At 43.4% G+C, this 26955-nt stretch carries 25 protein-coding genes, 1 riboswitch and 1 other annotated feature; of the genes, 7 read left to right on the top strand and 18 right to left on the bottom strand.

The window, feature by feature from the left end:
- Positions 1-25: 25 nt before the first annotated feature.
- Positions 26-208, bottom strand: coding sequence for a preprotein translocase subunit SecE (gene secE / locus LC20001_RS04925; RefSeq protein ID WP_010011870.1), 183 nt, complete (start codon positions 206-208; stop codon positions 26-28).
- 9 nt (positions 209-217) lie between these two features.
- Positions 218-367, bottom strand: coding sequence for a 50S ribosomal protein L33 (rpmG, locus tag LC20001_RS04920; protein ID WP_010011871.1), 150 nt, complete (start codon positions 365-367; stop codon positions 218-220).
- Between the two features lie 245 nt (positions 368-612).
- Between rpmG and LC20001_RS04915 the strand changes: the two genes are divergently transcribed.
- Entirely contained in the window at positions 613-834 is a 222-nt protein-coding gene (locus LC20001_RS04915) for a hypothetical protein (RefSeq protein WP_010011872.1), read from the top strand.
- Between the two features lie 107 nt (positions 835-941).
- On the opposite strand, the gene LC20001_RS04910 is transcribed toward LC20001_RS04915, so the two are convergent.
- The 6 genes from LC20001_RS04910 to LC20001_RS04885 all read right to left on the bottom strand — a co-directional run bounded on the left by LC20001_RS04910 (position 942) and on the right by LC20001_RS04885 (position 8608).
- The gene (locus LC20001_RS04910; RefSeq protein WP_010011874.1) at positions 942-3476 is read right to left on the bottom strand and encodes a M1 family metallopeptidase; all 2535 of its coding nucleotides are present in this window, start codon (positions 3474-3476) and stop codon (positions 942-944) included.
- 468 nt (positions 3477-3944) lie between these two features.
- On the bottom strand, positions 3945-4823 hold the full coding sequence (locus LC20001_RS04905) for an IS3 family transposase (protein ID WP_268871832.1): 879 nt from the start codon (positions 4821-4823) through the stop codon (positions 3945-3947).
- 17 nt (positions 4824-4840) lie between these two features.
- Positions 4841-5092, bottom strand: coding sequence for an IS3 family transposase (locus LC20001_RS04900; protein ID WP_002816285.1), 252 nt, complete (start codon positions 5090-5092; stop codon positions 4841-4843).
- 331 nt (positions 5093-5423) lie between these two features.
- Positions 5424-6980, bottom strand: a complete 1557-nt coding sequence (gene guaA / locus LC20001_RS04895) for a glutamine-hydrolyzing GMP synthase (protein ID WP_010011875.1) — start codon at positions 6978-6980, stop codon at positions 5424-5426.
- A gap of 125 nt (positions 6981-7105) precedes the next feature.
- Positions 7106-8029 carry a type I pantothenate kinase gene (gene coaA, locus LC20001_RS04890; RefSeq protein ID WP_003678667.1) on the bottom strand — a complete coding sequence of 308 codons (924 nt, stop codon included), beginning with the start codon at positions 8027-8029 and terminating at the stop codon, positions 7106-7108.
- 111 nt (positions 8030-8140) lie between these two features.
- On the bottom strand, positions 8141-8608 hold the full coding sequence (locus LC20001_RS04885; protein WP_010011876.1) for a hotdog domain-containing protein: 468 nt from the start codon (positions 8606-8608) through the stop codon (positions 8141-8143).
- A 444-nt stretch (positions 8609-9052) separates the two neighbouring features.
- Between LC20001_RS04885 and LC20001_RS04880 the strand changes: the two genes are divergently transcribed.
- Positions 9053-9919, top strand: coding sequence for a DegV family protein (locus LC20001_RS04880; protein WP_003678668.1), 867 nt, complete (start codon positions 9053-9055; stop codon positions 9917-9919).
- A gap of 44 nt (positions 9920-9963) precedes the next feature.
- Here LC20001_RS04880 and LC20001_RS04875 read toward each other — a convergent pair whose 3' ends face one another.
- The 7 genes from LC20001_RS04875 to helD form a co-directional block, all read right to left on the bottom strand.
- Complete coding sequence (locus LC20001_RS04875; RefSeq protein ID WP_010011877.1) at positions 9964-10362, bottom strand: hypothetical protein; 399 nt, start codon at positions 10360-10362, stop codon at positions 9964-9966.
- A gap of 102 nt (positions 10363-10464) precedes the next feature.
- Positions 10465-11640 (bottom strand): putative hydroxymethylpyrimidine transporter CytX, encoded by a 1176-nt coding sequence (cytX, locus tag LC20001_RS04870; protein WP_010011879.1) that lies wholly within the window; start codon positions 11638-11640, stop codon positions 10465-10467.
- 59 nt (positions 11641-11699) lie between these two features.
- Positions 11700-12344, bottom strand: a complete 645-nt coding sequence (gene thiE, locus LC20001_RS04865; RefSeq protein ID WP_010011880.1) for a thiamine phosphate synthase — start codon at positions 12342-12344, stop codon at positions 11700-11702.
- Positions 12335-13156, bottom strand: coding sequence for a bifunctional hydroxymethylpyrimidine kinase/phosphomethylpyrimidine kinase (gene thiD, locus LC20001_RS04860; RefSeq protein WP_010011881.1), 822 nt, complete (start codon positions 13154-13156; stop codon positions 12335-12337). Before thiD ends, thiE begins: the two co-directional genes overlap by 10 nt.
- A 1-nt stretch (position 13157) precedes the next feature.
- Positions 13158-13964: a hydroxyethylthiazole kinase gene (gene thiM / locus LC20001_RS04855; protein WP_010011883.1), complete on the bottom strand. Its 807-nt coding sequence runs from the start codon at positions 13962-13964 to the stop codon at positions 13158-13160.
- Positions 13965-14074: 110 nt separating this feature from the next.
- Positions 14075-15457, bottom strand: coding sequence for a group II intron reverse transcriptase/maturase (gene ltrA / locus LC20001_RS04850; RefSeq protein WP_099267123.1), 1383 nt, complete (start codon positions 15455-15457; stop codon positions 14075-14077).
- A gap of 480 nt (positions 15458-15937) precedes the next feature.
- Positions 15938-16043: riboswitch (TPP riboswitch) on the bottom strand.
- Between the two features lie 41 nt (positions 16044-16084).
- Positions 16085-18388: an RNA polymerase recycling motor HelD gene (gene helD, locus LC20001_RS04845; protein WP_010011884.1), complete on the bottom strand. Its 2304-nt coding sequence runs from the start codon at positions 18386-18388 to the stop codon at positions 16085-16087.
- A 472-nt stretch (positions 18389-18860) separates the two neighbouring features.
- Between helD and LC20001_RS04840 the strand changes: the two genes are divergently transcribed.
- From LC20001_RS04840 to rsgA, 4 genes are all read left to right on the top strand, one after another.
- Positions 18861-19499 carry a VTT domain-containing protein gene (locus tag LC20001_RS04840; protein WP_010011885.1) on the top strand — a complete coding sequence of 213 codons (639 nt, stop codon included), beginning with the start codon at positions 18861-18863 and terminating at the stop codon, positions 19497-19499.
- Between the two features lie 89 nt (positions 19500-19588).
- Positions 19589-21427, top strand: a complete 1839-nt coding sequence (locus tag LC20001_RS04835; RefSeq protein WP_010011886.1) for a monovalent cation:proton antiporter family protein — start codon at positions 19589-19591, stop codon at positions 21425-21427.
- Positions 21428-21453: 26 nt separating this feature from the next.
- The gene (locus tag LC20001_RS04830) at positions 21454-22020 is read left to right on the top strand and encodes a PepSY domain-containing protein (protein WP_010011887.1); all 567 of its coding nucleotides are present in this window, start codon (positions 21454-21456) and stop codon (positions 22018-22020) included.
- A gap of 241 nt (positions 22021-22261) precedes the next feature.
- Positions 22262-23254 carry a ribosome small subunit-dependent GTPase A gene (rsgA, locus tag LC20001_RS04825; RefSeq protein ID WP_010011889.1) on the top strand — a complete coding sequence of 331 codons (993 nt, stop codon included), beginning with the start codon at positions 22262-22264 and terminating at the stop codon, positions 23252-23254.
- A 102-nt stretch (positions 23255-23356) separates the two neighbouring features.
- Here rsgA and LC20001_RS04820 read toward each other — a convergent pair whose 3' ends face one another.
- The 3 genes from LC20001_RS04820 to LC20001_RS04810 all read right to left on the bottom strand — a co-directional run bounded on the left by LC20001_RS04820 (position 23357) and on the right by LC20001_RS04810 (position 25784).
- Positions 23357-24472, bottom strand: a complete 1116-nt coding sequence (locus tag LC20001_RS04820; RefSeq protein WP_010011890.1) for a vitamin B12 independent methionine synthase — start codon at positions 24470-24472, stop codon at positions 23357-23359.
- Positions 24473-24526: 54 nt separating this feature from the next.
- Positions 24527-24756 (bottom strand) — a binding site (T-box leader).
- Positions 24757-24795: 39 nt separating this feature from the next.
- Positions 24796-25212 (bottom strand): prenylated flavin chaperone LpdD, encoded by a 417-nt coding sequence (lpdD, locus tag LC20001_RS04815; protein WP_010011891.1) that lies wholly within the window; start codon positions 25210-25212, stop codon positions 24796-24798.
- The gene (locus tag LC20001_RS04810) at positions 25209-25784 is read right to left on the bottom strand and encodes a UbiX family flavin prenyltransferase (RefSeq protein WP_010011892.1); all 576 of its coding nucleotides are present in this window, start codon (positions 25782-25784) and stop codon (positions 25209-25211) included. Before LC20001_RS04810 ends, lpdD begins: the two co-directional genes overlap by 4 nt.
- A gap of 345 nt (positions 25785-26129) precedes the next feature.
- On the opposite strand from LC20001_RS04810, the gene LC20001_RS04805 reads away from it, so the two are divergent.
- Entirely contained in the window at positions 26130-26951 is an 822-nt protein-coding gene (locus tag LC20001_RS04805) for a LysR family transcriptional regulator (RefSeq protein WP_056943282.1), read from the top strand.
- Positions 26952-26955 lie beyond the last annotated feature (4 nt).

Raw genomic sequence — 26955 nt, 5'->3', positions numbered from 1 at the left:
AGAAAATAAGCCTAGATACACGTCATTATTTAAAAATGAACAGATTCAGTAACCATTGGATGCCATTATCGATGATTGCAAAATAAGCAGCGAACAGGATCGATAACCAAACAACAGTACTAGTATCATGGCGTAATTCTTTACGTGTGGGCCAAGTTGTATCGCGCATTTCCTGGCGAACCGAACCTAAGTAACGGAATAATTTCATTAAAGTAACTTACCTCGTTTCTTGATGCTGAGTTTCCTTTTGACAATGTTTGCAATATTTATTTAAGGTCAAACGTTCTGTGTGTTGTGCTTTAACCCGAACTGTATAGTTACGTGCGCCACAGACTGTGCAGGCTAAGCTTACTTTGACACTTGCCATCAACCGCACCCCTTTTAAACGTCAGCGCCGTGATCTCAAATTAGATCGCACCGCAGAATAACTGCACTTTACGTTCATAACTTTAGCATGTGCAACCGCTGGCGTCAAATCAACTATACGGTTAAATATATTTTAATTAGTCCAATTTTAATGTAATTTAGCTAATTTTAGCAACTCATACGTCGTACTTTCATTCCGGTGCTACAATTTACAGTGAGTAAATAATTAATAGAAGGGATATTATTATGGATAACATTTTAACGATCAAATTAACCAACGGCCAAACGATCACGCTTAACGAAGTCTCCACCGTTGCTGTCACGACTAATGATGCAGTGATCGAAACCACCAGCCATGACTTTCTCAACATCGGTCGAGCCGTCAAATATGATATTACCTATGAAGGCAGCCAACACAAAGTTTTTGCTGCTGAAGATATTGCTAGTGCAGATGTTGTTGAAAAGTAATAATAAAGCAGGAGCTGTGACATGGACTACATGTCGCAAACTCCTGCTTTATTTTTCTAAACAATTAAGGTCGAACTATATCCAAAAACTAACCACCATTGTCAGCTTTATTTGATTACTTCAGCGATAGCCGTATTAACGGCTGCTTGTTCTTGTGCAATCAAATTAACCCGGCTTGTAATCACTTTAATATCCATAGTAATCTCACGCGTCAAGCCAGGAGTGTTGATTTTCGGTTCAAAGAACGCCTTAAATTCAGCTAAACGTGCTGGTGTCCGGAAGATACCCGCGATCACCGTGATGTAAGTGGTAAATTCCATGTCACCGCCAACCGTTGCTTCAAGCCAACCCCACTCGTTGCGAATCCAATCCCAGGCAGCTTGTTGTCCGTCATGATTAGCCAAAACGCCCCGGAACCAAGCACGCAAGTCCTGCGGTTTGATCGTAGTTGCATCTTCGAACTTTTCAATCAATTGTGCGATCAATGCTGCATCAGGTGTGCTGGTCAAGGCAGCGCAAATGTCAGCTTTATAACTCGCATCAGCTGATTGCCGGTAAGCCTGTAACAATTCGGTAAATAATTCCGCACTACCAAAGTGCTTCACTTCATTAGTCAAAACAAACACGCGCACTGCTGCCGATAAAGCCGCCAAATGATCTCGATTCGTTGTAAATAGCTCATGTGCTGCCGTAATTGTGGCTTTATTTTCTGCATACAATGCAGCATTCAAAACGTAAGGACGTGTCAATTGGTCATCATTACTCTCGTTAGCTTGAGCGACCCAACCTAAACGAGCTACCTGTTCAGCACTTAATTGATCAAAGAACGCTTTTAAGCTTTTCTCTTCCGCTGAATCGGGCACAACGAATTTTTTCAAATTGCCAGCGACTTGATACAAAGCTTCGTTAACCACTTTCGAATGGCTATTGGCAAATCTTGGTAACAATGGCACTACCGTTGCATACGAGATCTGACCACTTTCGGCTAATAAGCGTAGATCCTGCAATAATTGTAGTTGATCGATTGCCGTTAAATCAGTCACATTAGCCAAAATATCAGCCAACAAAGTTTGATCGTATTTAACGATAAAATGCGATTCATTGCCAACATTTAAGCGGAATGGCTTACCGTTGGCCGCACGTAGCTCCGTATAATTACCTAGCGTGACCGTTTTATCCTTGAAAATAGCAGGTGCGGCCGCGTAATTACTATTCAATGGAATCTGCCATTGCCGGCCGACTTCCTGACCCTCACCAACAAAGAATTGTTGTTGCGTCAAGGTTAATTGTCCATCCACGACTGCTGCCGTAACGACTGGGTAGCCTGGCTGTTCCAGCCAAGAATTCATGATCGCCCCAACATCGAGCTGTGCAGCGGCGCCTAAAGCCGCCCACAAATCAGCCCCAGTGGCATTACCAAATTGGTGTGCCGCAAAATAATTCTTCAAGCCAGCCCGTAAGGCGTCATCGCCAACCAAAGCACGCGCCATAACCAACATCCGTGCGCCTTTAGCGTAAACGATCGCACTATCAAATAAGGCATCGATTTCAGCAGGATCTTCCACCTGCACGTGAACGGACTGTACCCCATCGGTAGCATCCCGTTGCAAAGCCGCAGCGGCTTCAGACGTCTGGAAGGATTCCCAAATATGCCAATCAGGCTCTAAGGCATCGGTAGCAACATATTCCATCATATTGGCAAAACTTTCATTCAACCAAAGATCATCCCACCACTTCATCGTCACCAAATCGCCGAACCATTGATGCGCTAACTCATGGGCGATCACAGTTGCCACCCGTTGCTTCGTATCCAAGGCTGTGTTATCCGGATCTAACAATAAATAAGCTTCCCGATAAGTGACTAAGCCCCAATTTTCCATCGCCCCAGCCGAAAAATCAGGCAAGGCTAACTGCCAAGAATGTGGCAAGGGATAAGGTGTTTGGTAAAAATCTTCGTAGAACTCGATCGAACGTTTAGCGATATCTAATGCAAAATCTAGTTCATTAGCTTGATGTGCCTTGGTGCCAAAAACGCCGACCTTGACGCCACTTTTAGTGGTCGTGATTTTACTTTGTAATTCGCCAAAGGCAAACGCAACTAAATAAGTGGACATCCGCACAGTCGTATCAAAATAGTGAACACCATCAGCCACACGATTTTCAGGCATGTTCGCTAAGATCGTTTCACCAGGACGTTCGTCAAATTTAATGGCCAAATCAAAGGTCGCCTTGGCTTCTGGTTCATCGACACAAGGAAAAGCTTGGCGCGCCGCAGTCGTTTCAAACTGCGTGCCAATGATTTGCTTTTTAACTCCGGCGACTTCGTAATAAGACGGATAGATGCCCATCATACTATCAGTTAGCGGTGCCGTGTACTCGATCGTCAAAGTGGTTTGTCCCACCTTAGCTAGTTCAATACGAATGGCTTCTGCAGCGGCATCGATCGTAAACGGTACAGCCTGACCGTCAGCTTGCACCGCCGCAACCGCTAAATCTTTTTGATGGATCGCAATTGCTGAGGTTTGTGCTGACCCAGTAATCGTTGTCTTACCGGTGATTGTTTTTGCAGCCCGATCAATATCTAAATAAACATCATAATGTGTTGGCTGGAAAGTCTGATAAAAATGCGTCAATTCTGCCATAAGGTTACCTCCGATTTTGTAAGCATAATTTCATTATACGACTTTCCCTGGATGTCTGTCGCGACCAAAGTACCAAAAATAGTCGTTAACCAACAGATTATCATCGTTAACTTCTGTGCTAGGACGTGATAAGCAATTGTTATCACATTGGTTAAAGTTGAATTTGTAATTTATTACTGTCACGAACAGCCATCTTGTCATTTTCAACAAATAACATAAGGTTAATAGTGTATATTCAAGCAAATCTTTGGATTTTTCTAATGACCGCCGTATAAGCCAAAATGTTGGAAAAAATAGATAACTTATGTTTTTCTAAGTAGTGTAAATCCCATTAATACTTAAATACTGGATTGAAGTCAATATTTGAGACAGATTTTAAGAGACATTCAGAACCGCGTTTACCTTCCACAGCTCAAATAAATCATTAATCGCGATTAATAACTTATTTGAACCCTGGAAAGCATTAAATCAGGCGGCCATTTGGCTCGTAAGTGTTGCGATTTCAACTTGTAAAGGGGTCTGGTAGCCCAGTGAACTATGAATTCTCTTCCTATTGTAGAAAGCATGCACATATTCAAAAAGGACAGCAGCGGCAGTTTCATAATTCTCAAAGACCGGCACTGGATAAACACATTCCTTTTTGAGGGAAGCATGAAAAGATTCCATTGGTGCATTATCGTATGGACACTCCTTACGGCTGTAAGAGTGGCGGATATGTAGTTCTGTTAACCGTTGGTTGTAATCATCGCTGGTGTACTGTGATCCTAAGTCTGTGTGGATAATCAGGTCCCCAGTAATGGTTCGATTTTTAACCGCGCTTTCCAGGGTCTTTAAGACTAAATCAGTAGCCATCTTTTTTGAGAATGAATAGTCGATAATTCGTCTTGAGTGCAGATCCATGATGGTTGATAAGTAACACCAGCCATTACGCTTCGTTTGAATATAGGTCATATCAGCGGTCCATTTTTGATTTAAACCAGTGGTCGAGAAATCCTGCTTAAGCAAGTTGGGACGCTGTTCAACCTTGGTTTTGGAAGCCGAAGCCGCTTTCCATTTATTGACGGTAACGGAGTGGATATCCAGTTCCTTCATGAGCCGGGAAATCCGTCTTGGGCTGCACCGACGCTGCAGTGGTTGAAGTTCCAGATTCAATTCATGGTGGATCTTCATAACGCCGTATCGCTGCTTGAATTCCGCAAAGATCCGCAGAATCCGTTGTTTTAAGTCCGCATCTTCGGCCCGGCGTTTTGAAGGCTTTGGGGATCGATAACGATAATACTGAGCTCTGGAAACACCGAGGATTCGGCACATCTTAGTTACCTGGTGGTTATGGCTTTCTTGGTGAATGTAATCAAAAATATTGGTTACTTCTGCGCAAGGAAGCCCAGGGCTTTTTTTAGGATTTCGTTCTCCTCAGACAGGGAAGCCAGCCGCTTTTCCATCGCTTTAATTTCGTCTGGCGATTTACCGGATTGAGTTTTGGCTTGGCCCTGGATCCACTTATGAACGGTTGAATAGCCAATGCCATATTCTCTGGCCAGTTGGGCGGCTGATTCGCCTTGCTTATATAGGTTGATAATGTTTTGTTTGAATTCTTTGTCGTAACGAGTTGGCATGTAAAAATTCCTTCCTTTTGAGAGATGATTTATTCATTATACCCTCTCTTAAAAGTTGTCTCAGGAATCAGCTTACATCCACGTCATTTCAAGTACACTTTTTCTTTCAGAGGACATCCCAATCGTCACCGCCATCAATCAGTTTCACTAATTTTACCACGAATTATAGCTTTATAATTTACGAAAAATCCCCGCCAGCTCAGCCCTCATTCGGCCAAAACTTGGCGGGGATTTTGGCGGGGAACCTAACAATTACCCCGCCAATCGTATCCTTTGTATCTTCCGAAAATGCCGTTAAATCAACATTCTGGGTTCAATTTACATGTACCTTTTATTCCCATTCTACAGTCGCCGGCGGCTTGGAGGTAATATCATACACGATACGGTTAACGTGATCGACCTCGTTAACGATCCGCACAGAGATTTTCTGTAACACATCCCATGGAATGCGAGCAAAGTCTGCGGTCATCCCGTCGATCGAGTTAACGGCGCGGATACCAACTGTATAGTCATAGGTCCGGCCATCACCCATGACGCCAACGCTGCGGATACCTGGCAAGACAGTAAAGTATTGCCAAATATCGCGGTCTAAGCCAGCATTTTTGATTTCTTCGCGGAGAATCAAATCACTATCGCGCACGATTTCTAACTTATCTTCAGTAATCTCACCGATCACACGAATCCCTAAGCCAGGGCCAGGGAATGGTTGACGCCAAACTAAATCTTCAGGCATACCTAATTTTTCACCTAATTCACGGGCTTCATCTTTAAATAAAGTCCGCAATGGTTCGATCAATTGGAAATGCATGTCTTCGGGCAAGCCACCAACGTTATGATGTGACTTGATTGTTTGGGCCGTATCAGTACCACTTTCGATGACATCAGTATACAACGTGCCTTGAGCTAAGAAGTCGATGCCTTTTAACTTAGTGGCTTCATCATTGAAGACTTGGATAAATTCATTACCGATGATCTTACGTTTCTTTTCTGGATCAGAAACGCCAGTTAATTTATCCAAGAAGCGTTTTTGGGCGTCAACCTTGATGATGTTTAAACCGAATTTGCCGGCTAAACTGTCCATCACTTGTTTGGCTTCACCTTTACGCAACAAGCCATGATCAACAAAAATGCTGGTCAATTGGTCGCCGATTGCTTTGTGCAATAATACGCCGACAACGGAGCTATCAACCCCACCAGATAAGCCTAATAAGACTTTACGGTCACCGACTTGTTTGCGAATTTTTTCAATCTGCAAGTCGATAAAATCATCCATTGACCAATTATCGCGCGCACCTACTACATCAAAGGCAAAGTGACGTAAAATTTCAGAACCAAATTCTGTGTTTTGCACTTCAGTATGGAACTGTAAACCGTAGAACTTACGCTTATCATCAGCCATTGCTGCGATTGGGCAGTTCTTGCTAGTTGCTGTCTGCACAAAACCATCAGGTACCTTAGTCACTAAGTCGCCGTGGCTCATCCAAACGTATTGATCTGTTGGCAAATCCTTGAACATAACGGCATCTGGATCAGTCACATGAATATCGGCGCGACCATATTCACTATTGTTAGCATTTTCGACCACACCACCAGGAAGGTCCTGAGCCATTAATTGCATACCATAACAGATACCTAAGATTGGAATACCCAATTGGTAGATTTCTGGATCAACTTGGAAGGCCCCTTCATCATAAACACTATTGGGTCCACCAGAAAAGATAATGCCTTTTGGATTCAGTGTCTTGATCTCCGCCGCAGTTATTTTATGCGACATTAATTCGGAATAGATCCCGAATTCACGAATCCGCCGGGTGATTAATTGGTTGTACTGACTACCGAAATCGAGCACGATAATTTTATCAAAATCTTGCATGTTCGTCGTTGCCAACAAATTCACCTCATTATAATATATTGACTTTCATAACTTTTTTCAATAAACCTATTCTACTGATTGCAACGCTCTAGGTCAACTGTTTGAAGAAGACTCTCATTTTCAATAATCGTTTCAAAAAATTAAAACTTGCGTAAATAGATCTCGTTGATCCGATGATTATTCGTTTTATGTAGAATCACATCAGCACGGCTACGGGTCGGTAAGATATAATCACGCAAATTCGGTAGATCGTTGGTCATCCACACATTCTTCGCCATATCGATCGCAGCCTTACGGTCACCGATCGCGTATGGGTAATAGTAATTCGTCGGATCAGTAAAAGCGGTATCCAACAATACCTTGAAACGATCCAAATACCACTGCTCAATCAACACTGGATCGGCGTCCACATAGATCGAAAAATCAAAAAAGTCACTGACATAGATTTGTTGATTGCTGGGCAATTGTAAAACGTTGATGCCTTCAACGATCAAAATATCCGGCGAATCGATCAAATCGTACTTGTTCGCAATAATATCGTAACTTTGATGCGAATATTTCGGTGCTTTTACTGGCCCTAAATTATTTTTGACTGCATTCATGAACGCAATCAATCGTTTCATGTTGTAACTTTCTGGAAAACCTTTGCGCGCTAACAAACCACGCTTTTTTAATTCCGCGTTTGAATACAAAAAGCCATCCGTTGTAATATTTTGAATTTTCTTAGTCGGATAAGCCCGCGTCAATAAGATCTCCAACAAACGCGCCGTCGTACTTTTACCAACAGCGACACTACCGGCAATACCAACAATAAATGGTGCTTTGTGTGAGCGTAATCTGAGAAAGTCCGCTCGATCCTGCTGTTGGCTTTGATATTGATTGTAGTAAACGTGGATCAAATGGCGTAGTGGCATATAAATTTCCTTAACGTCAGCTAAAGAGATCCGATCATTCAGCGACTTAGCCTGATCCAAATCCGCTTGCGATAATGGCGCCATACCATTGCGATAAAACTTTTTCCATTCATGGCGTTCAATCTTGTAATAATTCATTTCATTTTGCAAACCAAGTTCCTCCGAAAATAGAGTGTGTTGGGAAAAGCGCTCAGAATTTTCAACCATGTTCAGGTTGAATCCACGGTAAATGCTAACCTTGCATCATTTTCCAAACACGACTTACAATAAAGCTTGCCTAGCAGCGATTGCTTGGCGCTGTGCAAGGTTAGCTGCATAGCGTTGAGCATAGCCCGCGCAAACAACCTGCTCTAATTGACTTTCCGGGCGCACTTGCGGCCAATCTGGCTGCTGCACCATACTGATCAATGACAAAAAAGCCTCCGCAGCTAACTCATGTTGTGCATTGAGCACATACGCATACACTTCCAGCGAACGCTGAGTACCACCGCTGACAAAACTGCTGATTGTAAATTGTTCCCCGTACTGTAGCGGTAGAATAAAATCAAAACGATCAACACTACCAGTAACAACGCGGTGATGGCCAAAACGACGCGCTGATTCTGCGACTTGATCATCCACAAAATGGAGTAATTGCCCACCATGCAAAGTCTGATGTGAATTCAGATCTTGGTAGCGAACACGATGTTGGTGCGTTACCAGCGATGATTGACAACTTTTCGTAGACATTTGACTACCCCCATACAGAATTTTACCCGCGTAACGAGTTTTTATGTCGTGTAAGCATTACCAGAATTATAGCACAGGTTTTCATTAAATTTAATCGCAAATCAGTGCTGCATACTAAAACAAAACTCAGTGGTAATAATCCCCAACGAATCGATACACCACTTGATTTTATCTCAACCTAAACAGTTACAAAATCCTGTAAAAGTTCTTTTCAAACTAGGCACTTTTCACTATTAAAATATACCATGTTAAAATATATAGCCTCTTTTTAAGATTTAAAACGGTACCATCACGTTTACCCAGAAAACATAGTCGCAATACTTTAACAACTAGCGTAAAATAAGGCTACACACTTTTTATAATCTACAATAAAAATAATTAGGCTATATAAATATAGCAGTCCACTAAACTTAAATTTAATGTTTACGTCAAAAGGAGTTTAAAATGAAAATTGCTGTTGTTACTGATAGTGCCAGTTATTTAACTAAAGAACAAGCTGCTGCCAATAACATTACTGTTGTTCCCATTACTGTCATTTTTGGCCAACATACTTATAAAGAAAATGTTGATATTACCAATAAAGAATTTTACGAAAAACTCGCTAATGAGAAAGAATTGCCCACAACTGCACAGATCTCCATGGGTCAGATTCAAGCCGTCTACGACGATCTGGCTGCCCAAGGCTATGAAGCAGTGATCAGTATTCACCTTTCCAGTGGTATCACTAGCTTTATCAATAATCTTGAAGCTTATTTGCCTAATATTACCAATATCAAGGTCTACCCCTTCGATTCTAAATTGACTACTGCTGCAGAAGCCAATCAAGCGATGCTAGCCGCCAAGTTAGTTCGTGAAGGTAAGTCAGTTGAAACGATCATGGCCGCACTAGCAGAATTACGGGCGACCCAGCACGTTGACTTCGTGGTTGACGATCTTAGTCATTTAGTCCGTACTGGCCGCTTAAGTAATGCTTCGGCAATTCTCGGTAATATGCTGCGAATCAAACCAATCCTACGGTTTAACGATGCTGGTCAAATCATCGCGGCGGCCAAGGAACGGACCATGCGGCGGGCATTCAGCCACATTAAAGCAGACATCAATGATTTTATCAATACGGTCGATTACCCTGTCCGCATTGATGTGATCGACGGTGATAATCAAGCAACAAGTGATGAATGGGTCGCTGACCTCAAGCAAACTTTTCCGGAAGCAACCATTGATACCAGCAGCTTAGGCCCAGTACTCGGCGTCCACACCGGCCGCAAAGTCATGGGTGTTGTGTGGTCACGTGACTTTGAAAATATTGACTAAATAAAAACGAGTTCGGCGTTTATTCACGCTAAACTCGTTTTTATTTACCCAATTCGTAATTCTTGTTCAAATTTTATATCAACTACGGTCTCTCCAGAAACCGTATGTGTCGGTACACAATGCAGTAACTTACGCTCAACTAGATAACGACTAAACGTTTCAAAATTAGGTACACCTAGTAACGTTGAATTCTGTGGTTGCGCAAACGTTACTTTAACTAATTGATAATTCTTTTTCAAACCGATCATTACTTGCTCGATCGCATGGATCGCAACTTCCCCAGTTTTAAGTAATAACGGCGGTACCACGTCGCGTTGAAAAACTGCTTCTCCACGATATAAAACCCGTTGCCGACCATCCAACTCTTTATGTGTCGCCGTGTAAGCCACCGTCACCGTATCAGGTTTGATCTTATTATTGAAGCTGATTTGATAATTTTCCATCCATATCATCCCCCCAACCATAATAGTGCCTGTATACCTTACAGATATTCTAGCACAATTTTACGTTTGATTGGGGGCAACTTATTCGACGATATGCGCGTGTTATGCCCAGTATTGTTGAATTCGACTACAAATGACAACTAACACCGCCATGACCACTAACAATAAGAAGGTCGTACCTAGCTCCAGATCAACTTTTTGCAACTGATAATAGCCCCATACACCTAGCAACCATAATATTAAATTGACCACCTTAGGCAAACTCTTCTTAGTCACAAAGTAAGTCGTGAACACAATCGCATATAGCGGCGTGAACACTGAACCGATGAAATATAAGAAATTTTCGTAACGAGTCATTGAAATCACCAGCGCAATTACTAGACCAACTAAGGTCACCCCAATAGCAAGTAAATTAGTGTGCTGAATATGCACTAGTTGACCAATATTAGTTGCCGCCGAATATGCGTCCATAAAAGTCGTTGTCACTGTCGAAAAAATAATGATCAATAATGCCACTAATCCAAGACCACTAGTTGCTAATAGCTTAGTTACGTCAGTCGCCCCAGTGCATGTAACTATCAGTAAACCGATCAAGAACATAAAGGAACTACCTAAAAAATAACCCAGCGAACTGGTCAAAGCAATGGGCAATGCTTGCTTAGTAGCGCGCGTATAATCGCCAATTAATGGTAACCAAGACAATGCCATTGTTACATTTAGCTCAACCGCCGCACCAAATGACATTGTTGTCCCACTTAAATGAATAGCCATTGTTGGTGCACGTAGAATAATAAAGAGAATCAATAATGTCCCTAAAAACAACAGACTGACCACTAAATTATTGATTCGCAACAATAACTGTGTATCCATTAATAGCCAAAGTACGATAAAGGCGGCCACCACAAGACTCATTGCTAAAAAACTATGAAAATTAAACAATTGACGTGCGACCCCATTCATTGCCTGTGCAGCATTGACGATCATTACTGCCGTCCATCCCAAAAGCTGCAAAGCATTTAGCAGTGAAAAGGCCCATACGCCCTGTTGACCAAAGGTGTCGGCAGTTGATTGGATCGCCGTTTGCTGTTTTTTCGCACCAATATAGCCTGCTGGTAACAAAAATAATAAACAGCCGATGGCGTGACCAACTAAAATTGCCGCCACACCTTTAGCTAATCCTAAAGGTGCCAGCAACGTTCCCGTAACCATTTCGGCAATCGAAATAGCTGCCCCGACCCACAATAAAAATTGACTACGTAAAATTTCCCCTTCTGTCATCTGTCTCCCCCTATTTTAAAGTGATGACCATTAAAATACGCGCAATTACGTGGCTATATTCAAGCCTGGCGCATTGCTTTTACAGTTCGTTTCAAGTCAGTACTTTGTGCAATCATGGAGATCACTGCTGAGCCGGCAGCACCGGTTTGGCGGATTGGCGTTAATTGTGATTCAGTAATACCGCCAATGGCAACCACCGGCCGCTTAGCCGCAGCCACCAATTGAGTTAAACCATCTAAACCAATTACTGGGCTCGCATCTGCTTTTGATCCAGTTTGAAACACTGGTCCACTACCATAATAATCGATCCCAACAATTTGATTAGCTGCTGTGATCTCGGCTAGATTTGAGCAGGAGTAACCGATAAATAATTGCCCCTGAACTTGTTGCACGACTCGTTGAATTTGCTCATCTGATTGGCCAACATGAATACCATCAGCCGCTACCGCTAGAGCAAGCTCAACATCATCATCCACAATAAATGGAATTTGCGCTGCTTGGCACATTGTTCTTAACTGCCGTGCAGTCACCAATCGTTGTGCGGCGGTTAATTGTGAACCAGCTCCTTTGTCCCGAAATTGAAATGCCGTGATTCCAGCTGCGATTGCGTTCTTAACTACCATAACTAAATCGCGGCCAGGTACATCCTGACTACCACAAACAAAATAGGCTTGTAATTGTGTCGTTTTAAAAGTTAATCCCATGCTTCTGCCCCCCGATAAGCCCAATGATTAAGCGGCCCGTGACCATGGCCAACTTGAATTGTCTCTGCAATTGCCGCAGCCACAAATTTTTTTGCCAGCCGAATTGCTTGTGCCATTGTTTTTCCTTTTGCCAATTCCGCAGTAATGCAGGATGATAACGTATCACCAGTACCATGCGTTCGCTTTGTCGCCACACGTGGTGCGCTGACCCAGAACGAATCCCCTGACGCCAATAATGCAAAATCACGAACTTCACTTTGGTCAGCGTGACCACCTTTGATCAAAACATTTTTAGCGCCTAATTGTTGTAAATAGTGCGCTGCTGCTTCCGTTTCGGCCGCGTTAGAGATCGTCATCCCCGTCAAACGTTGTGCTTCCGGTAGGTTGGGCGTTACTAATGTCGCCAACGGCAATAATAATTGCTTAACACTGTCAATTGCATCCGCTGCTAATAGTGGTGCCCCGCCTTTAGCAATCATCACTGGATCAACCGTCAACGGACCAAAATCATACTTACGCAAATTAGCAGCGACAATTTTAACGTGTTCAGCATCAGCCAGCATGCCTGTTTTGCATGCACTAATTTTTAAATCCGCCGCCAATGAAGCAAATTGTTCATCGATCAATTTAGTAGGTAACGCCATAAAGTCCTGTACACCTAAAGTATTCTGCGCCGTAACTGCGACCACAACTGCTGCCGCAAATGTATGCCGTTCTTGCATTGTTTTGATATCCGCCATAATACCCGCACCACCACCGGAATCAGTCCCGGCGATCGTCAAGGTTTGTGGAAATGCATTAATTTCTGTCATTCTATTCATCCTTTCTCACCGTATAGCGTGCAATCTGCACCACCGCTTCCGTGGTGATCAAATGTAGTTCATCGATCAATTGCGCTGCAAAAGTACCTGGTCGCTCCTGAGATAACTGCGCCGCCACACGCTCACCGGCACTCGCAAAAACTAAGCAAGCCGTTTGCGCCGCTGTAAAGTAATCACCAGCACTTACCGCCGCAAATGCAGCAACAATGCTAGACAGCATATCCCCGGAACCCACGTGCAGTTGAAATAACGGCGTGCCATTTTGAATTTGAACGACTCGCTGACCATCCGTTATCACGTCAGTCGGTCCACTTAAGATCACGACACAATGCTGTTTCTGTGCAGCTGCTTGCGCGATCGCAACTAAATCACCGTCACCGGCTCCAGCATCGATTCCTTTGGCCTGCCACGTTACATCAGCAAGAGCTGCAATCTCACCAGCATTACCACGAATAATATCGACTTGAAAATCCTGCAATAACTGGGTGGCAATCGTGCGCCGATAAGCCACTGCGCCGATCGCAACGGGATCCACGATCAGTGGCTTATGATATTGATTAGCCAACTTACCCGTTTGCCGTATCTGGGTTAATTGTTGCTGCGTAAAAGCACCTAAATTTAATGCTACTGCGCCGCTCATTTGCACCAAAGCCTCAGCCTCTGCGACCTCCTCGGACATGATCGGTGAAGCGCCAATTGCATTCAATCCATTAGCGACATCCTGTACAGTCACAAAGTTAGAAATATTCAGCACCACTGGATTTTGCTGACGCAATTGTGTTAATAATGAAAGTTGCATACTCTACCTCCTTATTTTTCTTGAAAGCCCAAATCGAGTAGGAGGTAATTGTAAGTTACCGTCCTCTCACACCACCGTACGTACGGTTCCGTATACGGCGGTTCAATAATTTAAGCACTCTGAATTTGCTGGAGCGTCTGACTCAAGTTAATGAGTCCACGACGTTCCAGCTCTTTGTTAGTTAGGGTACGGCACAGCGTTTTACTATGCGCTGTCCGCCAGTACCCTTTACGCGTGTTAGCGGATAGCTTAGCTTCATCTTTCGTAAATCCTAATCCGCTCAAGTTGTTCTCTCTAGTTTTGGCTTTCTTCCATTGTTTCCAAATGTACTGGCGAATACGTGACCGCAGCCACGCATCTAATTCCGTGATGAACCGCTTCATTCTACCCAAGCTGTAATACTGCAACCAACCGCGCATCTTTTGACGAATCTCTGCCATTATTTGGTCTTCGGATACACCACGATTACGCTTAGTCAGCCGCCTCAATGCTTGTTTAACTCGCTGCTTCGCTGACCACACCGGATAGGGAAAAGCCCTGCCTTTAGTGTGGCCCAACGTAAACCCTAAGAACTTCATTCTGTTGGTGGCGACCACTTGTGTCTTTTCCTGATTGAGCATGAGTTTTAACTCATGCTCGAGAAAACGAGTCACACTAGCGAGGACTCGTTGGCCCGCGCGTGGACTTTTAACAAAGATATTGCAGTCATCGGCGTAACGGACAAATTCATGACCGCGCCTAGCTAGTTCTTGGTCGAATTCGTTGAGATAAATATTCGCTAACAGTGGCGAGATCGGCCCGCCTTGCGGTGTGCCTTTCTCACTGCGTTCAAACAATTGCCCATTCATGGTGCCACTAGTCAGAAAACGGCGAATGAGCCGTAGTACCCAGCGGTCACTAATTCGCTGCTTGAGAAACTTCATAAGCATGTCATGATTAACCGTATCGAAGTAGGCCTTCAAATCCAGATCAACCACATAGTGATAACCCGCATTATCTAGCTGAACGACCTGTTGAACTGCGTCATGTGCACTGCGTTGGGGTCGAAAACCAAAACTATTGTTGGCGAAGATCTGTTCATATATCGGCGAAAGGACCTGGGCCACGGCCTGCTGGACTAGCCGGTCGATCACGGTCGGAATGCCAAGCTTACGCGTTCCACCGTTGGGCTTTGGAATTGAGACTTGCTTGACTGGTGCCGGTTTATAAGTCCCATTGGCCAATTCTGCGAGTAATTCTTCGCGATGTACTTTCAGGTACGGTTTCAATTCATCAACGGTCATACCGTCAACTCCGGCCGCCCCTTTGTTCCTAACCACACGTTGATAAGCCAAATTCAGGTTGTTGCGGGCCAAAACTAATGCTTGAAACTGAGTGCCACTCATCTTTTCTCCTTCACCGGAGGCGATACTACGCGCCCCAGTTTGTCTTTGGTCTTCCAGACCTATCATCCGCTGGCGGTCAGCTTGTTCTGTTTTCTGCGATTTTCGCATCGTCTTCACTTCCAGTCTCAATATGAGTTATTATTGTTTGGTCCTTCATGGTTACCCACTACTATGACCTCGGCTGACTCCTGTACACTTAACCAGCCATTTCTGACTTGCTTTGAACTCATATTTCCTTGTCATTTGGGTATTCCCTAAGAAAATCAGGATTGTGTGTACAGGTCTCCCCGGGTAAGAACGTCAACTTTCGTACCATGTCACCGTCAGCTTTACTGTCGTAACTTCGGGTAGTATCGGACTTCAGTGTGTTTGGCCACCTTATCCAGTTACTTCCGGCCTTATAGCTGCTTCTTGTTCATCGGTGCAGTACTTTGCTCATCAGGCTTCCTTCAGTCTTCACCTCACGATAAAGGCCTTGCCTTTGGCTAGCGGTTCCGACTACTACGGCCCGCAGTGGACTTTCACCACCTAGTTGACGCCCATGCCGGGCGCACCAAAAAAAGCACATCCCATTGCCTAGGATGTGCTTCTACCGTCTAAATAGCTCCCTACGCTGGTCTTAACCAATCAGGTTTAAAGGGTCGAAAATTTATTTTCCTCTCAGCTGTTCACAACAGCTCCCCTGCTTTCAATTAATTTAAATTATAACCGTTTTCACTAGAAAAGCAACTTAGCTCAGTCTAACTTGGTCAACGTATAGGCAGCGGTAGGTACTTCTGCCAATAGCGGCGAAAGTTCACCTTGTGCCAGAATTGTCAAGCGATGCATCGCGCGTGAAGCAATCGTGTACAGCAATTGCCGTTGATCATCAGCACCGTAATTTGCAGCCGTCACTTGCCAAGCAATGATCGCATCAAATTCCAAACCTTTGGCTAAATATGAAGGCACGATAATCGTTCCAGCAGCTAAACGCTGATTTTCTGAACGAATCAAAGTTACCTTTTCACCTTGCGCCCGCAATTTTTCGTATAGGTCTTTGCTTTCAGGTAAAGTTTTGGTAATGATTGCCGTAACACGCTTAGCCGCAGTATTCTCGGCTAATTGTTTTTGTACTGCAGCGAGTAATCTTTCCTCGGTTTGTGCGATCAGCACATTCGGCAAAGCATCTTGGCGATTGAAGGCCGTGACTGCCTCACCATTGCGTAAAATGGCTTTGGTAAAATCGGTGATCTGCTGTGTTGACCGATAAGATTGGGTCAACTGAACGACTCGCGTTTCCTCCGGTTTGAACATCGTTGCTAACTCCTTCAGTAAACTGTGACTACTTTCTTGTGTGAAAATAGCCTGATTCAGATCACCTAACAAAGTAAAGCGCGCGTTCGGGAAGCTGAATTTCAAGAAACTTAATTGATAAGGTGTGTAATCCTGAATTTCATCAATAAACAGATAGCGAATCTCGCGATCACCGTGTTTGCCCGTCATTAAATCGTACAGATAAAGGTATGGTGTAACATCAGCGGTTGCCAATTGTTTTTGGCGTAACTGCGCTAAAACTTGATTTACATTTAGTTGCCATTCTTCTTCAGTCAACCCGAATTGCTTCAAATTAATGATTTGTGGAATTTGCCGCAAGAAGTCAATATACTGCGCTTTAATATTTAAGAAACGATTGCGGATTACGCCACGCCGGACACTATCGAAAGCAGATGTCACCACACGCCGCGCCAAGAAACGAAATTCTTTATCCCCGTTTTCAAAATTGCGGGGATGATTGCCATACCATTTGCGCATGCCTTCTTCATCCAAGTTCTGAATGAATTCACTGACCCATTTAGCCTTCATTTCGGTGTCGATCCGATGACCAAAATAACGCAGTAACTCTTCTTTGGTAGCATTCAACCGATTGCCCAGGCGGTAATTACTATTGTATTTGTAGTAAGTTTTTTCGATCCGTTTATGATCAATGAACACTTCATTGCGCAACTTAACATCGCGGAAACGCATGCCACTTTTACCTAAACTGTTAGCATACTTTTTAGTTGCCCGGAAAAAGGCTAAGCTACCTTTAAGTTGATTGATCCGCCTATCGACCGCTGATTCATTTTTTTCAAATTGGGTGAACAGGTCCTCGACTTTTAAATTAGGAATCCGCCGCGCCGCGTATTGATAGTAAGTCAACTGCACCATGTTCTGTTCGCCGAGTTCAGGCAAGACGTTGGACACATAATCATTAAATAACTGGTTCGGCGAGAACATGATCACTTGACTAGAATTTAGATTGCCACGATAACGATAGAGTAAATACGCCACCCGTTGCATGATGGCTGACGTTTTACCGGAACCGGCAGCCCCCTGCACAAATAATAGCCGCGCACTGGTATCACGAATAATTTGGTTCTGTTCCCGTTGGATCGTAGTCACGATACTCTTCATCTTCGTGTCCGCTTGCTCACCTAACACTTCCATCAGCATTTGATCGCCAATGGTTTCTTGAGTATCAAACATCGTTTTGATCTCACCATCAGCAATCAGAAATTGCCGCTTCAAGGTGATATCAACTGCCTGTTCACCATCCGGTGTTTGGTAAGTAACGCGGCCTAAATTACCATCGTAGTAGATCGAGGAGATCGGTGCTCGCCAATCATAAACCAGAAAATGATCCTGCTTATCGGTAAAGGAACTTAAGCCAATATAGATTGTTTCTGCTGCCTTAGCACTGGTCTCCTTAAAGTCGATCCGCGCAAAATAAGGGGTCTTCTCTAATCGTTGTAAGACGTCCAATTGTTGAGTCGAGTGGCGCCAACTATTATTCCGTTCATTCAGCATTTGTTGTTGCTGGCGAATGGATAACGCGGTATCCATCATCGATTCATATGAACCAACGTTCAACCGCACATCGTTGTAAAAATTGTCATTGATTCGTTTTTCATCAGTCTTAGCAGCGGCAATTTTACTTTCTAACTCCGCTTCCGTTCGTTTGATTTTCGTGATCACATCGTCAACACGCGCTTGTTCTCGTTGTTTTTCCGTATCAGCCATAAGTCCTGCCAACCTCTCTCTCAATTAAAAACAAGTTTCCACTCCATAATCGTGAATTGTGTCATTGCTGCAAAGCTCGTTACAAAAACACCTTTATACCAAAATAGGAAAATCTTAGTTTGTCGCTAAGTCTGAAAACAATTCACTGTTTTCTATCTCGTTATTAACCAAATTAAATAATTTCGGATAAACCATTTTAGCACTTCAACGAAAGCGATACAACTAAGCGGCTACATGGTGTTTTTTAAATTCACGTAAAGCTCAAAAGTCAATACTAGCAGTAAGCAATGGCAAAGCGTAAACTAAGAACTGTTTATAACTTAATGCTAGATTAGTTTTTACCAATAATTTGGTATAAACGTGGTTGAAAAGGCAGATTTCTGTGTCTTGCTAGGCTAGTGCTTAAAATCTGGATGCTTTTTCAATCACGCTCTAAGAGTATTACGAGTAACAAATAAGCGAGGGATCACAGATGTTGCACACCATCCTTTATGGGCTAACCCATTTAGAAGTGTTATTATTACCGATTTTTCAATATTTTGGTCGCTGGAGTTACGCTATTTTATTCTTAATGATCTTCGCCGAAACTGGCTTAGTAATTTTCCCCTTTTTACCTGGTGAATCAATTATTTTTATTAGCAGCACGCTAGCGGCACGACATGGTTTTTTTCTGGATATCTGGTTGTTGAGCCTAACTTTTTTCTTTGCTGCTTTGATCGGCGACACGGTTAATTTTGAAATTGGTCGTCATTTAGGTCGCTGGAAGTTTTTCAAACGTCACATTCGGGTCGATCGTTTGCAAAACGCAACCGATTTTTTTGTGCGTCATGGTGGTAAAACAGTGATTTTTGGCCGTTTCGTCCCAATGATTCGCACATTCGTCCCTTTGATCGCAGGCATGTTTAAAATGACGCATCCGCGGTTTGCGCTTTACAACTTTCTCGGCGTTGCGCTATGGGTCAGTGCTGGTAGCTTACTAGGCTATTACCTTGGTGCGTTACCATTTGTTCAAGCCCATTTTTCGTTGATTTTATTAAGTATCGTTATCGTAGCCCTCTTGCCAAGTGTTAGTGTTGGTTTATATAATTTCATCAAAAGTAAATTTATTTAGCGTGAGTTACAAAGGTATTGTGAAAACCAGCGACAGTGCTTTTCATCGCAACAATTAATTTTCACATATAAGCTAAAGGAGGCCGCTTCATGGTCCAATTATCATTATTGATCGTTTTATTGGCGGCGCTAATGACGCCACTAGTCATGGCACGTTTTAAAATTTCTGTCGTCCCGACTGCGGTTGCCGAAATTATCGTCGGTATTATTTTAGGTAAAAGTCTACTTAATTGGGTTTCACTGACCGCCAGTTTGAACCAACTATCAACTTTAGGTGTGATCATTTTGATCTTCCTCTCCGGTATGGAGATCGACTTTGATCTATTTAAACCGCAAAAAAGCTTAAATGGTGCCCCACCGGCAAAGTGGTCTCCCTTAAAATTAGCGATCAGTAGTTACGCTAGTATTTTACTGGTCGCCGGTCTACTTGGTTGGTTGTTACAGCTTACCGGTCTGTTCAGCGATATTTTATTAGCCACAATTCTATTTTCCACTGTTGCACTAGGTGTTGTGATCGCGGCGTTAACCGAAAAGGAATTACTCAGCAAGGCGCTGGGACAAACGATTCTACTAACTGCTGCGCTAGGTGAAATCATTCCATTACTAGCTTTGACGGCATATGCTGCGTTAAACGGTGGCCATTCTGCACGTCTATGGTTAGTTTTATTGATCTTTCTTGCCGCAATTATTCTGTTAATGCGTTTTCGCAGTATCTATCGTTTCTTTGCTAAAATTGATAAAACGACCACGCAATTAGATATTCGTTTGGCCTTTTTCCTGATTTTCACCTTAGTGACGATTGCCGAACAGGTCGGTGCTGAAAATATTCTCGGTGCCTTTCTAGCAGGTATCGTAATGAAATTATTACAACCAAGCAAAGTCACGCGGGATAAATTAACTTCGATCGGTTATGGCTTCTTCATTCCGATTTTCTTCATTACTACAGGTGCCAAATTAAATCTACGCACCTTGCTGGCTGATCGTGACTCGCTGATTCTGATCCCAATTTTTTTCATTTGTTTCTTACTGGCCAAAGCAGTCCCTGTGCTGATCTTCCGGCAACGCTTTACCATGAAGAATGCGATTGCGAGTGGGTTTTTGACCTCAACTACGATTACCTTAGTTTTACCAACCTTGCAGGTAGCACAAAACTTACATGTGATTACCACGCAACAATCAGGTGCTTTTGTTTTAGCCGCCGTATTAACTTGTATTTTTTCACCAATTATTTTTAACCAACTTTACCAGCCAGAAAAGGAAGACTTGGTCAAAACACGAGTTACCTTTATTGGCACAAATATCCTAACGATCCCGGTTGCACAACGTTTATCGCAAGGTTGGTACGATATTCGCATGCTGACCGATCAGCCCAAAAATTACCGGACCTATAATAGTGAAGCTAACAACGTAACTTTACTACCAGATCTAACTGAAGCTACGCTACAAAAAGCCGATGCCTTTACTACCGATATTTTAGTACTCGGTCACCTCGATCATGACGTCAACGTTCGGCTAGCCACGACGGCCATCAAACAACAAGTGCCGCGGGTCATTGCTCGCTTTGAAGCCCGTGACGTCGCTGATGATCGTTACGATGTACTCGCCGAACAAGGGGTTGAGATCTATAATAGTTTTGACATCAACATCAGTATGCTGCGTGAAATGATCGAATCACCATCAACACTGAAATTATTGACCGATAACGACGCCGGCTTGTATGAAGTGACTGTGCACAACCGTCGCTTCGCCGGTCGCGAACTACAATCATTACCTTTCATTGAAAATATCACGATCAGTCGGATTTACCGCAACGGCCATTTTATCGCTCCACACGGTGATACTTTTATCGAACAAGACGATCACTTAATTTTCACTGGCGATAAAAGTGCAGTGCCAGAGATTCGCCGTTTGCTCGGCATTCGTAATTAAATTAACGATCAGGAAGGAATTCATTTGTGAAATTCAAACGTTTATGGCCGCTGTTTTTAGTTTTACTGCTACTCAGCGGTTGCGGTATCGTCCAACCTAACACCGCTAAAAAAGCGGCAGCACCTTATCGCCAAGATCCTAGTCAGGGGATCTTCACCGCCAAAGTTTCTGGCAAACAAGTCGCGCGGCTAGTTCACAAAGAACTTCCCCACGCCCAGTTGTTACAAATTAGTTTGACCAAGCATGGACGCTTTTATCAGTACCACGTCCAAGCACGACAGCATCAGCGCTATTACCACTTAGCGGTCAACGCAATGCAGCCGATCATCACCAAGAAAACACACACTAAATTGACCAAGCAAAACGCTGAACGCGCAACACTCAACTTAAACGGCTTGAAATCATTGACTACGATCAAGCAGATCGCTATTAGTGAGATCAACGATGGTCACATTGTTGGTTATACTTTAGCCCGCCAACGGCAGATCACCTATTATGAACTGCTGATTCATAGTCGCGCGCACCATACAGTACGTATGCGTATCGATGCTAAACGAGGCAACATTTTAGAACGGCAACAAGTTGACGAATGAAAAAGTGAGCCATCCAAGTCATTCATTTGGATGGCTCACTTTTTCTATAGGTTTAATTTTTAGCCATTCAAAGCCCTGCTATTTGCCCCCAAATTTGTTATACTAAATCCATCTTAATCAGAAAGCGAGCAATGCAATATGTTAAAGCCAGAAGAAGTTATGTTTAGGGAGGACACTGCGCACAAATAGTCGTAGTGACGCCTCCAATACGTCGAACTAAAAAAACATTGGAGGACTAAACATGCTTAATTTTCCCAACGATTCATTAAATACTGCCCAAATTATTTTTCAAAGTCACGATCAATATCAAGTGATTTTTGCTGACCGTAGTGTGCACCAAGCCACCTTAGCTGGACGGATGCAGCTCGCTGATACGTTACCGCTAATTGGTGATTTTGTCAGCGGTCAAGTCTATGATCAAGATAAATTTTTGATCACTACTTTACTGCCACGACAAACCTTACTAACACGAGCGAGTAACCAACAAGATCAAGCGATTGCTGCCAACGTGACGACGGTTTTTATTACAATGTCGCTCAACGCCGACTTCAGTACTAACCGTGTCGAACGTTACCTGACCTTAGTCTGGGATAGTGGGGCAACGCCAGTGATCGTCTTGACTAAAGCTGATTTAGAACCTGAATTATTGGTCCAACGTCAGCTCGAATTAGAAGCGATTGCTTTTGGTGTACCAATCATTACCACGACTAGTACGACACCATTAGTAGCACGTGAACAATTGAATGCCTATCTACAACCAACGACCACCGCCGTTTTTGTTGGTTCTTCTGGTGTTGGTAAATCGACCCTGCTCAATATCCTCGCCGCGCAACAGCTACAAAGTACCAAAGCAGTCCGTGGTGGCGATGACAAAGGTCGGCACACAACGACTGCACGGCAGCTTTTCTATTTGCCTAACGGTGCGGCGTTGATCGATTCACCAGGAATCCGTGGTGTTGGTGTCGCCAGCAGTACTACCACTGCCACCGCGCAAAGTTTTCCTGACATTACTAGTTTAGCGCAGCAATGTCGCTTCAACGATTGCCAGCACGAACAAGAACCTGGTTGCGCAGTACAGGCTGCGATCGCCAACGGTGAATTAAGTGCCCAGCGTTTAGCTGATTATCGGCGATTATTGCGTGAAACTGAATATTCAACGATGAATAGCCGCCAGATAACGGCCGCTAAAATTAAGCGGATGGTCGGTAACAAGAAAAACTTACGCCGTCGTTAAACTTATCAATATAAAGAAGCTCCCACGCCATAATTCAGTGACGTAGGAGCTTCTTTTGCAATTCTTTCTGCCCTATGGCTTAGTGCACACAGACAGTGCTAGTTAGGCTTCGGGCCAAACTTGTTTTGCGGTCGTGATAACTAGCTTTAATTTAGCCCACTGTTGCTCTGCAGTCAGTTGATTACCTTCTTCAGTAGAGGCAAAACCACATTGCGTCGACAACGCTAAATTAGCTAACGGTACGTGGTGTGCCGCTTCATGAATTCGTTTGATCAACGTTGCTTGATCTTCTAATTCAGGAAATTTAGAAGTCACCAAGCCCAATACGATCCGTTTCTTCGGTTCATGATTCCAGATTTTTGCCAAAGGCGCAAAGTCACCGGCACGATCGTTATCGTATTCAAGGAACAAACCATCGTAGTTTAATTCGCCTAAATAATCGGCAACAACATCGTAACCGCCAGAAAACAGGAAGGTTGAACGGAAATTACCGCGACAAATATGCGTTGTAACCGTTAAATCAGTTGGCAAATTGGTTAATAATTTATTGACAACGTACACGATATCTTCTGCCATTTGTTCATATTCCTTATGTGCTGCCGGGTCATCTTTAGTGGCGTTTAATCGATCGATCAAAAAGGCCCAGGTGGTGTCATCTAATTGAATGTACTGACAACCTAATGAATAAAAACGCAATAAAGTTTTATGATAAGCGGTAGCCAGATCATCTAAATAGTCGGTATGATTGGCATAGAATTTTTCCGCGTTATCACTGCGGTTGTCACGGAACAACATGCTTGGTGACGGAATCGTTTGTTTAGCCACTACGCCATCAGGAACTAATGACTGCAAATAACTAAATGCGGCAAAAAACGGATGATCCGGATTGTAAGCCACTTTACCAGTCAAGGTGACGTTATCCGTCCGCGTTTTACTACCGTGGAACTTGTAACTTTTTTCATAATCATATTTATCGACGCCGGTTAATCCCCATAAAAAGTCAAGGTGCCACCACGAACGGCTAAACTCACCATCAGTAACTGCATGCAAGCCTAGTTCTACCTGTTTAGCGACAATTTTTTTGATCTCTGCTTGCTGAACTTTTTGTAATTCCGCTGCGTCAATGTCACCTACTTTAAACTGCTCGTGAGCCTGCTTAAGTGGTGCTGTCCGTAATAAACTCCCAACCTGATCAAAACGATATGGTGCTGTTGCCATAAAAAATTCCTCCCCTTAATAACGTTTAAAATAAAAAAACGCCCCTGACTAAATGTCAAGGGCGACGAAATCGCGGTACCACCTTAAATACGAAATAATAATTATTTCCTCAGTGAGCTTACTTAGCTCTGCGTAATAACGAACGCATTCCGTCAGTGGCTTACCTTACGCTCACCACTGATTCGATCCAAAGACCATCTTCAACTGCTAAGTCGACTTCTTCCCACTTGCCAGAAGCTCACTAAACGACGTCACAATCTACTCATCTTTTTCTAATCAATATTTAAAGATTACCGCGGAAAAGTAGAACTGTCAACCGTCGTTTATTTTGGCTGTTCGTTATCACTGTAGTATTGTGGTCCACTGCCAATCACTGGATGGGCCACCAGCCACGCGCTGATTTGCTGACCCAGCTTTTGCGCCATCCCCGCGGCGGCATTGATCTGCTCCTGGCTGATCTGATCAACGTGTACACCAGCTGTGATCGTACAACTGCCGGTAATTTGCGGTTTGATCTGTTGTGCGACCATTGTTGCCAGCACATCATCCTTGTGCACACGCCCATCGTGGCTAGGAAAACGTACCGTGGCTAAAGCGGTGGTCACGCCAAAGGTAGTCACCGTGCCAATATGGGGATGATCACCACCAGTAATATTGATCATAACGTCAGGGCCAATCTGCTGCACCTGGGCAGCCATTGTATACTCACTTGTGGTAACACTAAAGGTAGCTTGACTCATTTGGTCACCCCATCCCCTTGCCAACGTGGTGCCGCATGATTGGGGATCGCCAGTGCATCCAATAATTTCATTGTTTGATGATTAACTAGATCTTGTATCGTTTGTGGATGATCGTAAAAAGCTGGAATCGGTGGAATAATTTGGACGCCTAATCGTGCCAATTTAGTTAAATTCTCTAAATGGATCACACTTAAAGGCGTTTCCCGTGGTACGATCACCAATTTACGTTGTTCCTTTAAAGCGACATCGGCCGCCCGCGAAATCAAATTATCCCCAAAACCGGTGGCAATTCCCGCAACAGTTTTCATACTGGCCGGCACGATCACCATGCCGTCGTTAAGAAACGAGCCACTAGCAATAGCCGCCCCTTGATCATTAATGTTATAAGTCACATCGGCCATTGCCTGAACTTCTTTTAAAGAAAAATCAGTTTCTAAAGCCAAATTTTGTTTCGCCCACTGGCTTAAAACTAAATGCGTTTCAACATCCGGGATCTGCGCTAGTTTTTGCAATAGATCGATCGCATAAATTGTCCCTGAAGCACCCGTAACACCAATAATAATACGCCGCATGTTAAAGCCTCCGTTTTTTATTTTTATCGTTTCGTTAGTCTAATTGCGTTTAAAAAAGTTGTCTATTGCTTACTGTTTATTGTAAGCCATAACTGAATTTGCGCAAACATGTTAAAAAAGCATGATTGGCGCTTCTTCAACACTCTCTAGTTTACCAGCGTCAATAATTGCGAACAAATCGGGTTAGGCTTATTATTATTCCTAAATGGACTATTAGCACATATCTTCAACGCTGACCAAAACAGTTCGCGTTTAGACAAGTTAGTTATCCTTAATGACCTACACCTACTAAATCAAGAACAAATAATCGTGAAATTTTATTTGTAGAACAGGAGGAACAAGACGATGAATCTCGCAGACCTACAAGCTTTCATCCAGATTTACCAAACGAAAAATATTTCCCGCGCCGCTGAGCAACTAAATATGACTCAATCAGCGTTATCCAAGCGTTTGCACACCATTCAAAATATCGTTGGGGTCACTTTGGTCAGCACACAAAATCGGCGTCAGCTTGAGATCACGGAGGCAGGCGAATCCTTTTATCGCTATGCCAAGCTGATCACGACACAGTACAGCCTGATGCAAACTGAATTGCAGGAATATCAAACACTTAAGCGAGGTAGTTTACTGATCGGCACAGTCCCTATTCTCTCGCAATACGGGCTAATGCAGGCATTAACGAAATTCATGGCTGATTATCCCCAGATCAATTTACGCTTACAAGAATTAGAGGGTGATCAGTTGGTCGAAAAATTACAAACGAACAGCTTTGATATCGCCATTGTTCGCGACCTGCAAACGGAACACTTAAATAAGTCCTACCAAAGTGAAAATCTTTATCGCGACCAGTTGATGGTTATTTTACCGGTCACTCATCCCTTAGCGCAAAAAAAAGAAATCAGCATGACTGAATTAGCTGATTTCGAGTTTACTTTATTACCGCCTGGTTCTGGTGTTTATGAGCAAGTGATCAGTTTGTGCGAGCACGCTGGTTTCACACCCAATGTGCGCTTTGAAAGCACTCATATTGAAACGATCCTAAGTGTCGTTGAAAATTTGCAACAAGTCACGCTACTATTTCAACGTTCAGCTGCACCTTTCATGACGACTAAGCTAAATTTGCGGCCGTTAACGACACCTATTTTTAGCGAACTACAATTGATCTAACCAC

Source organism: Loigolactobacillus coryniformis subsp. coryniformis KCTC 3167 = DSM 20001 (assembly GCF_002706425.1).
GTDB classification, from domain to species: Bacteria; Bacillota; Bacilli; order Lactobacillales; family Lactobacillaceae; genus Loigolactobacillus; species Loigolactobacillus coryniformis.
The sequence above is the reverse complement of the archived record's forward strand: the minus strand, read 5'-3'. Positions and strand labels throughout refer to the sequence as shown.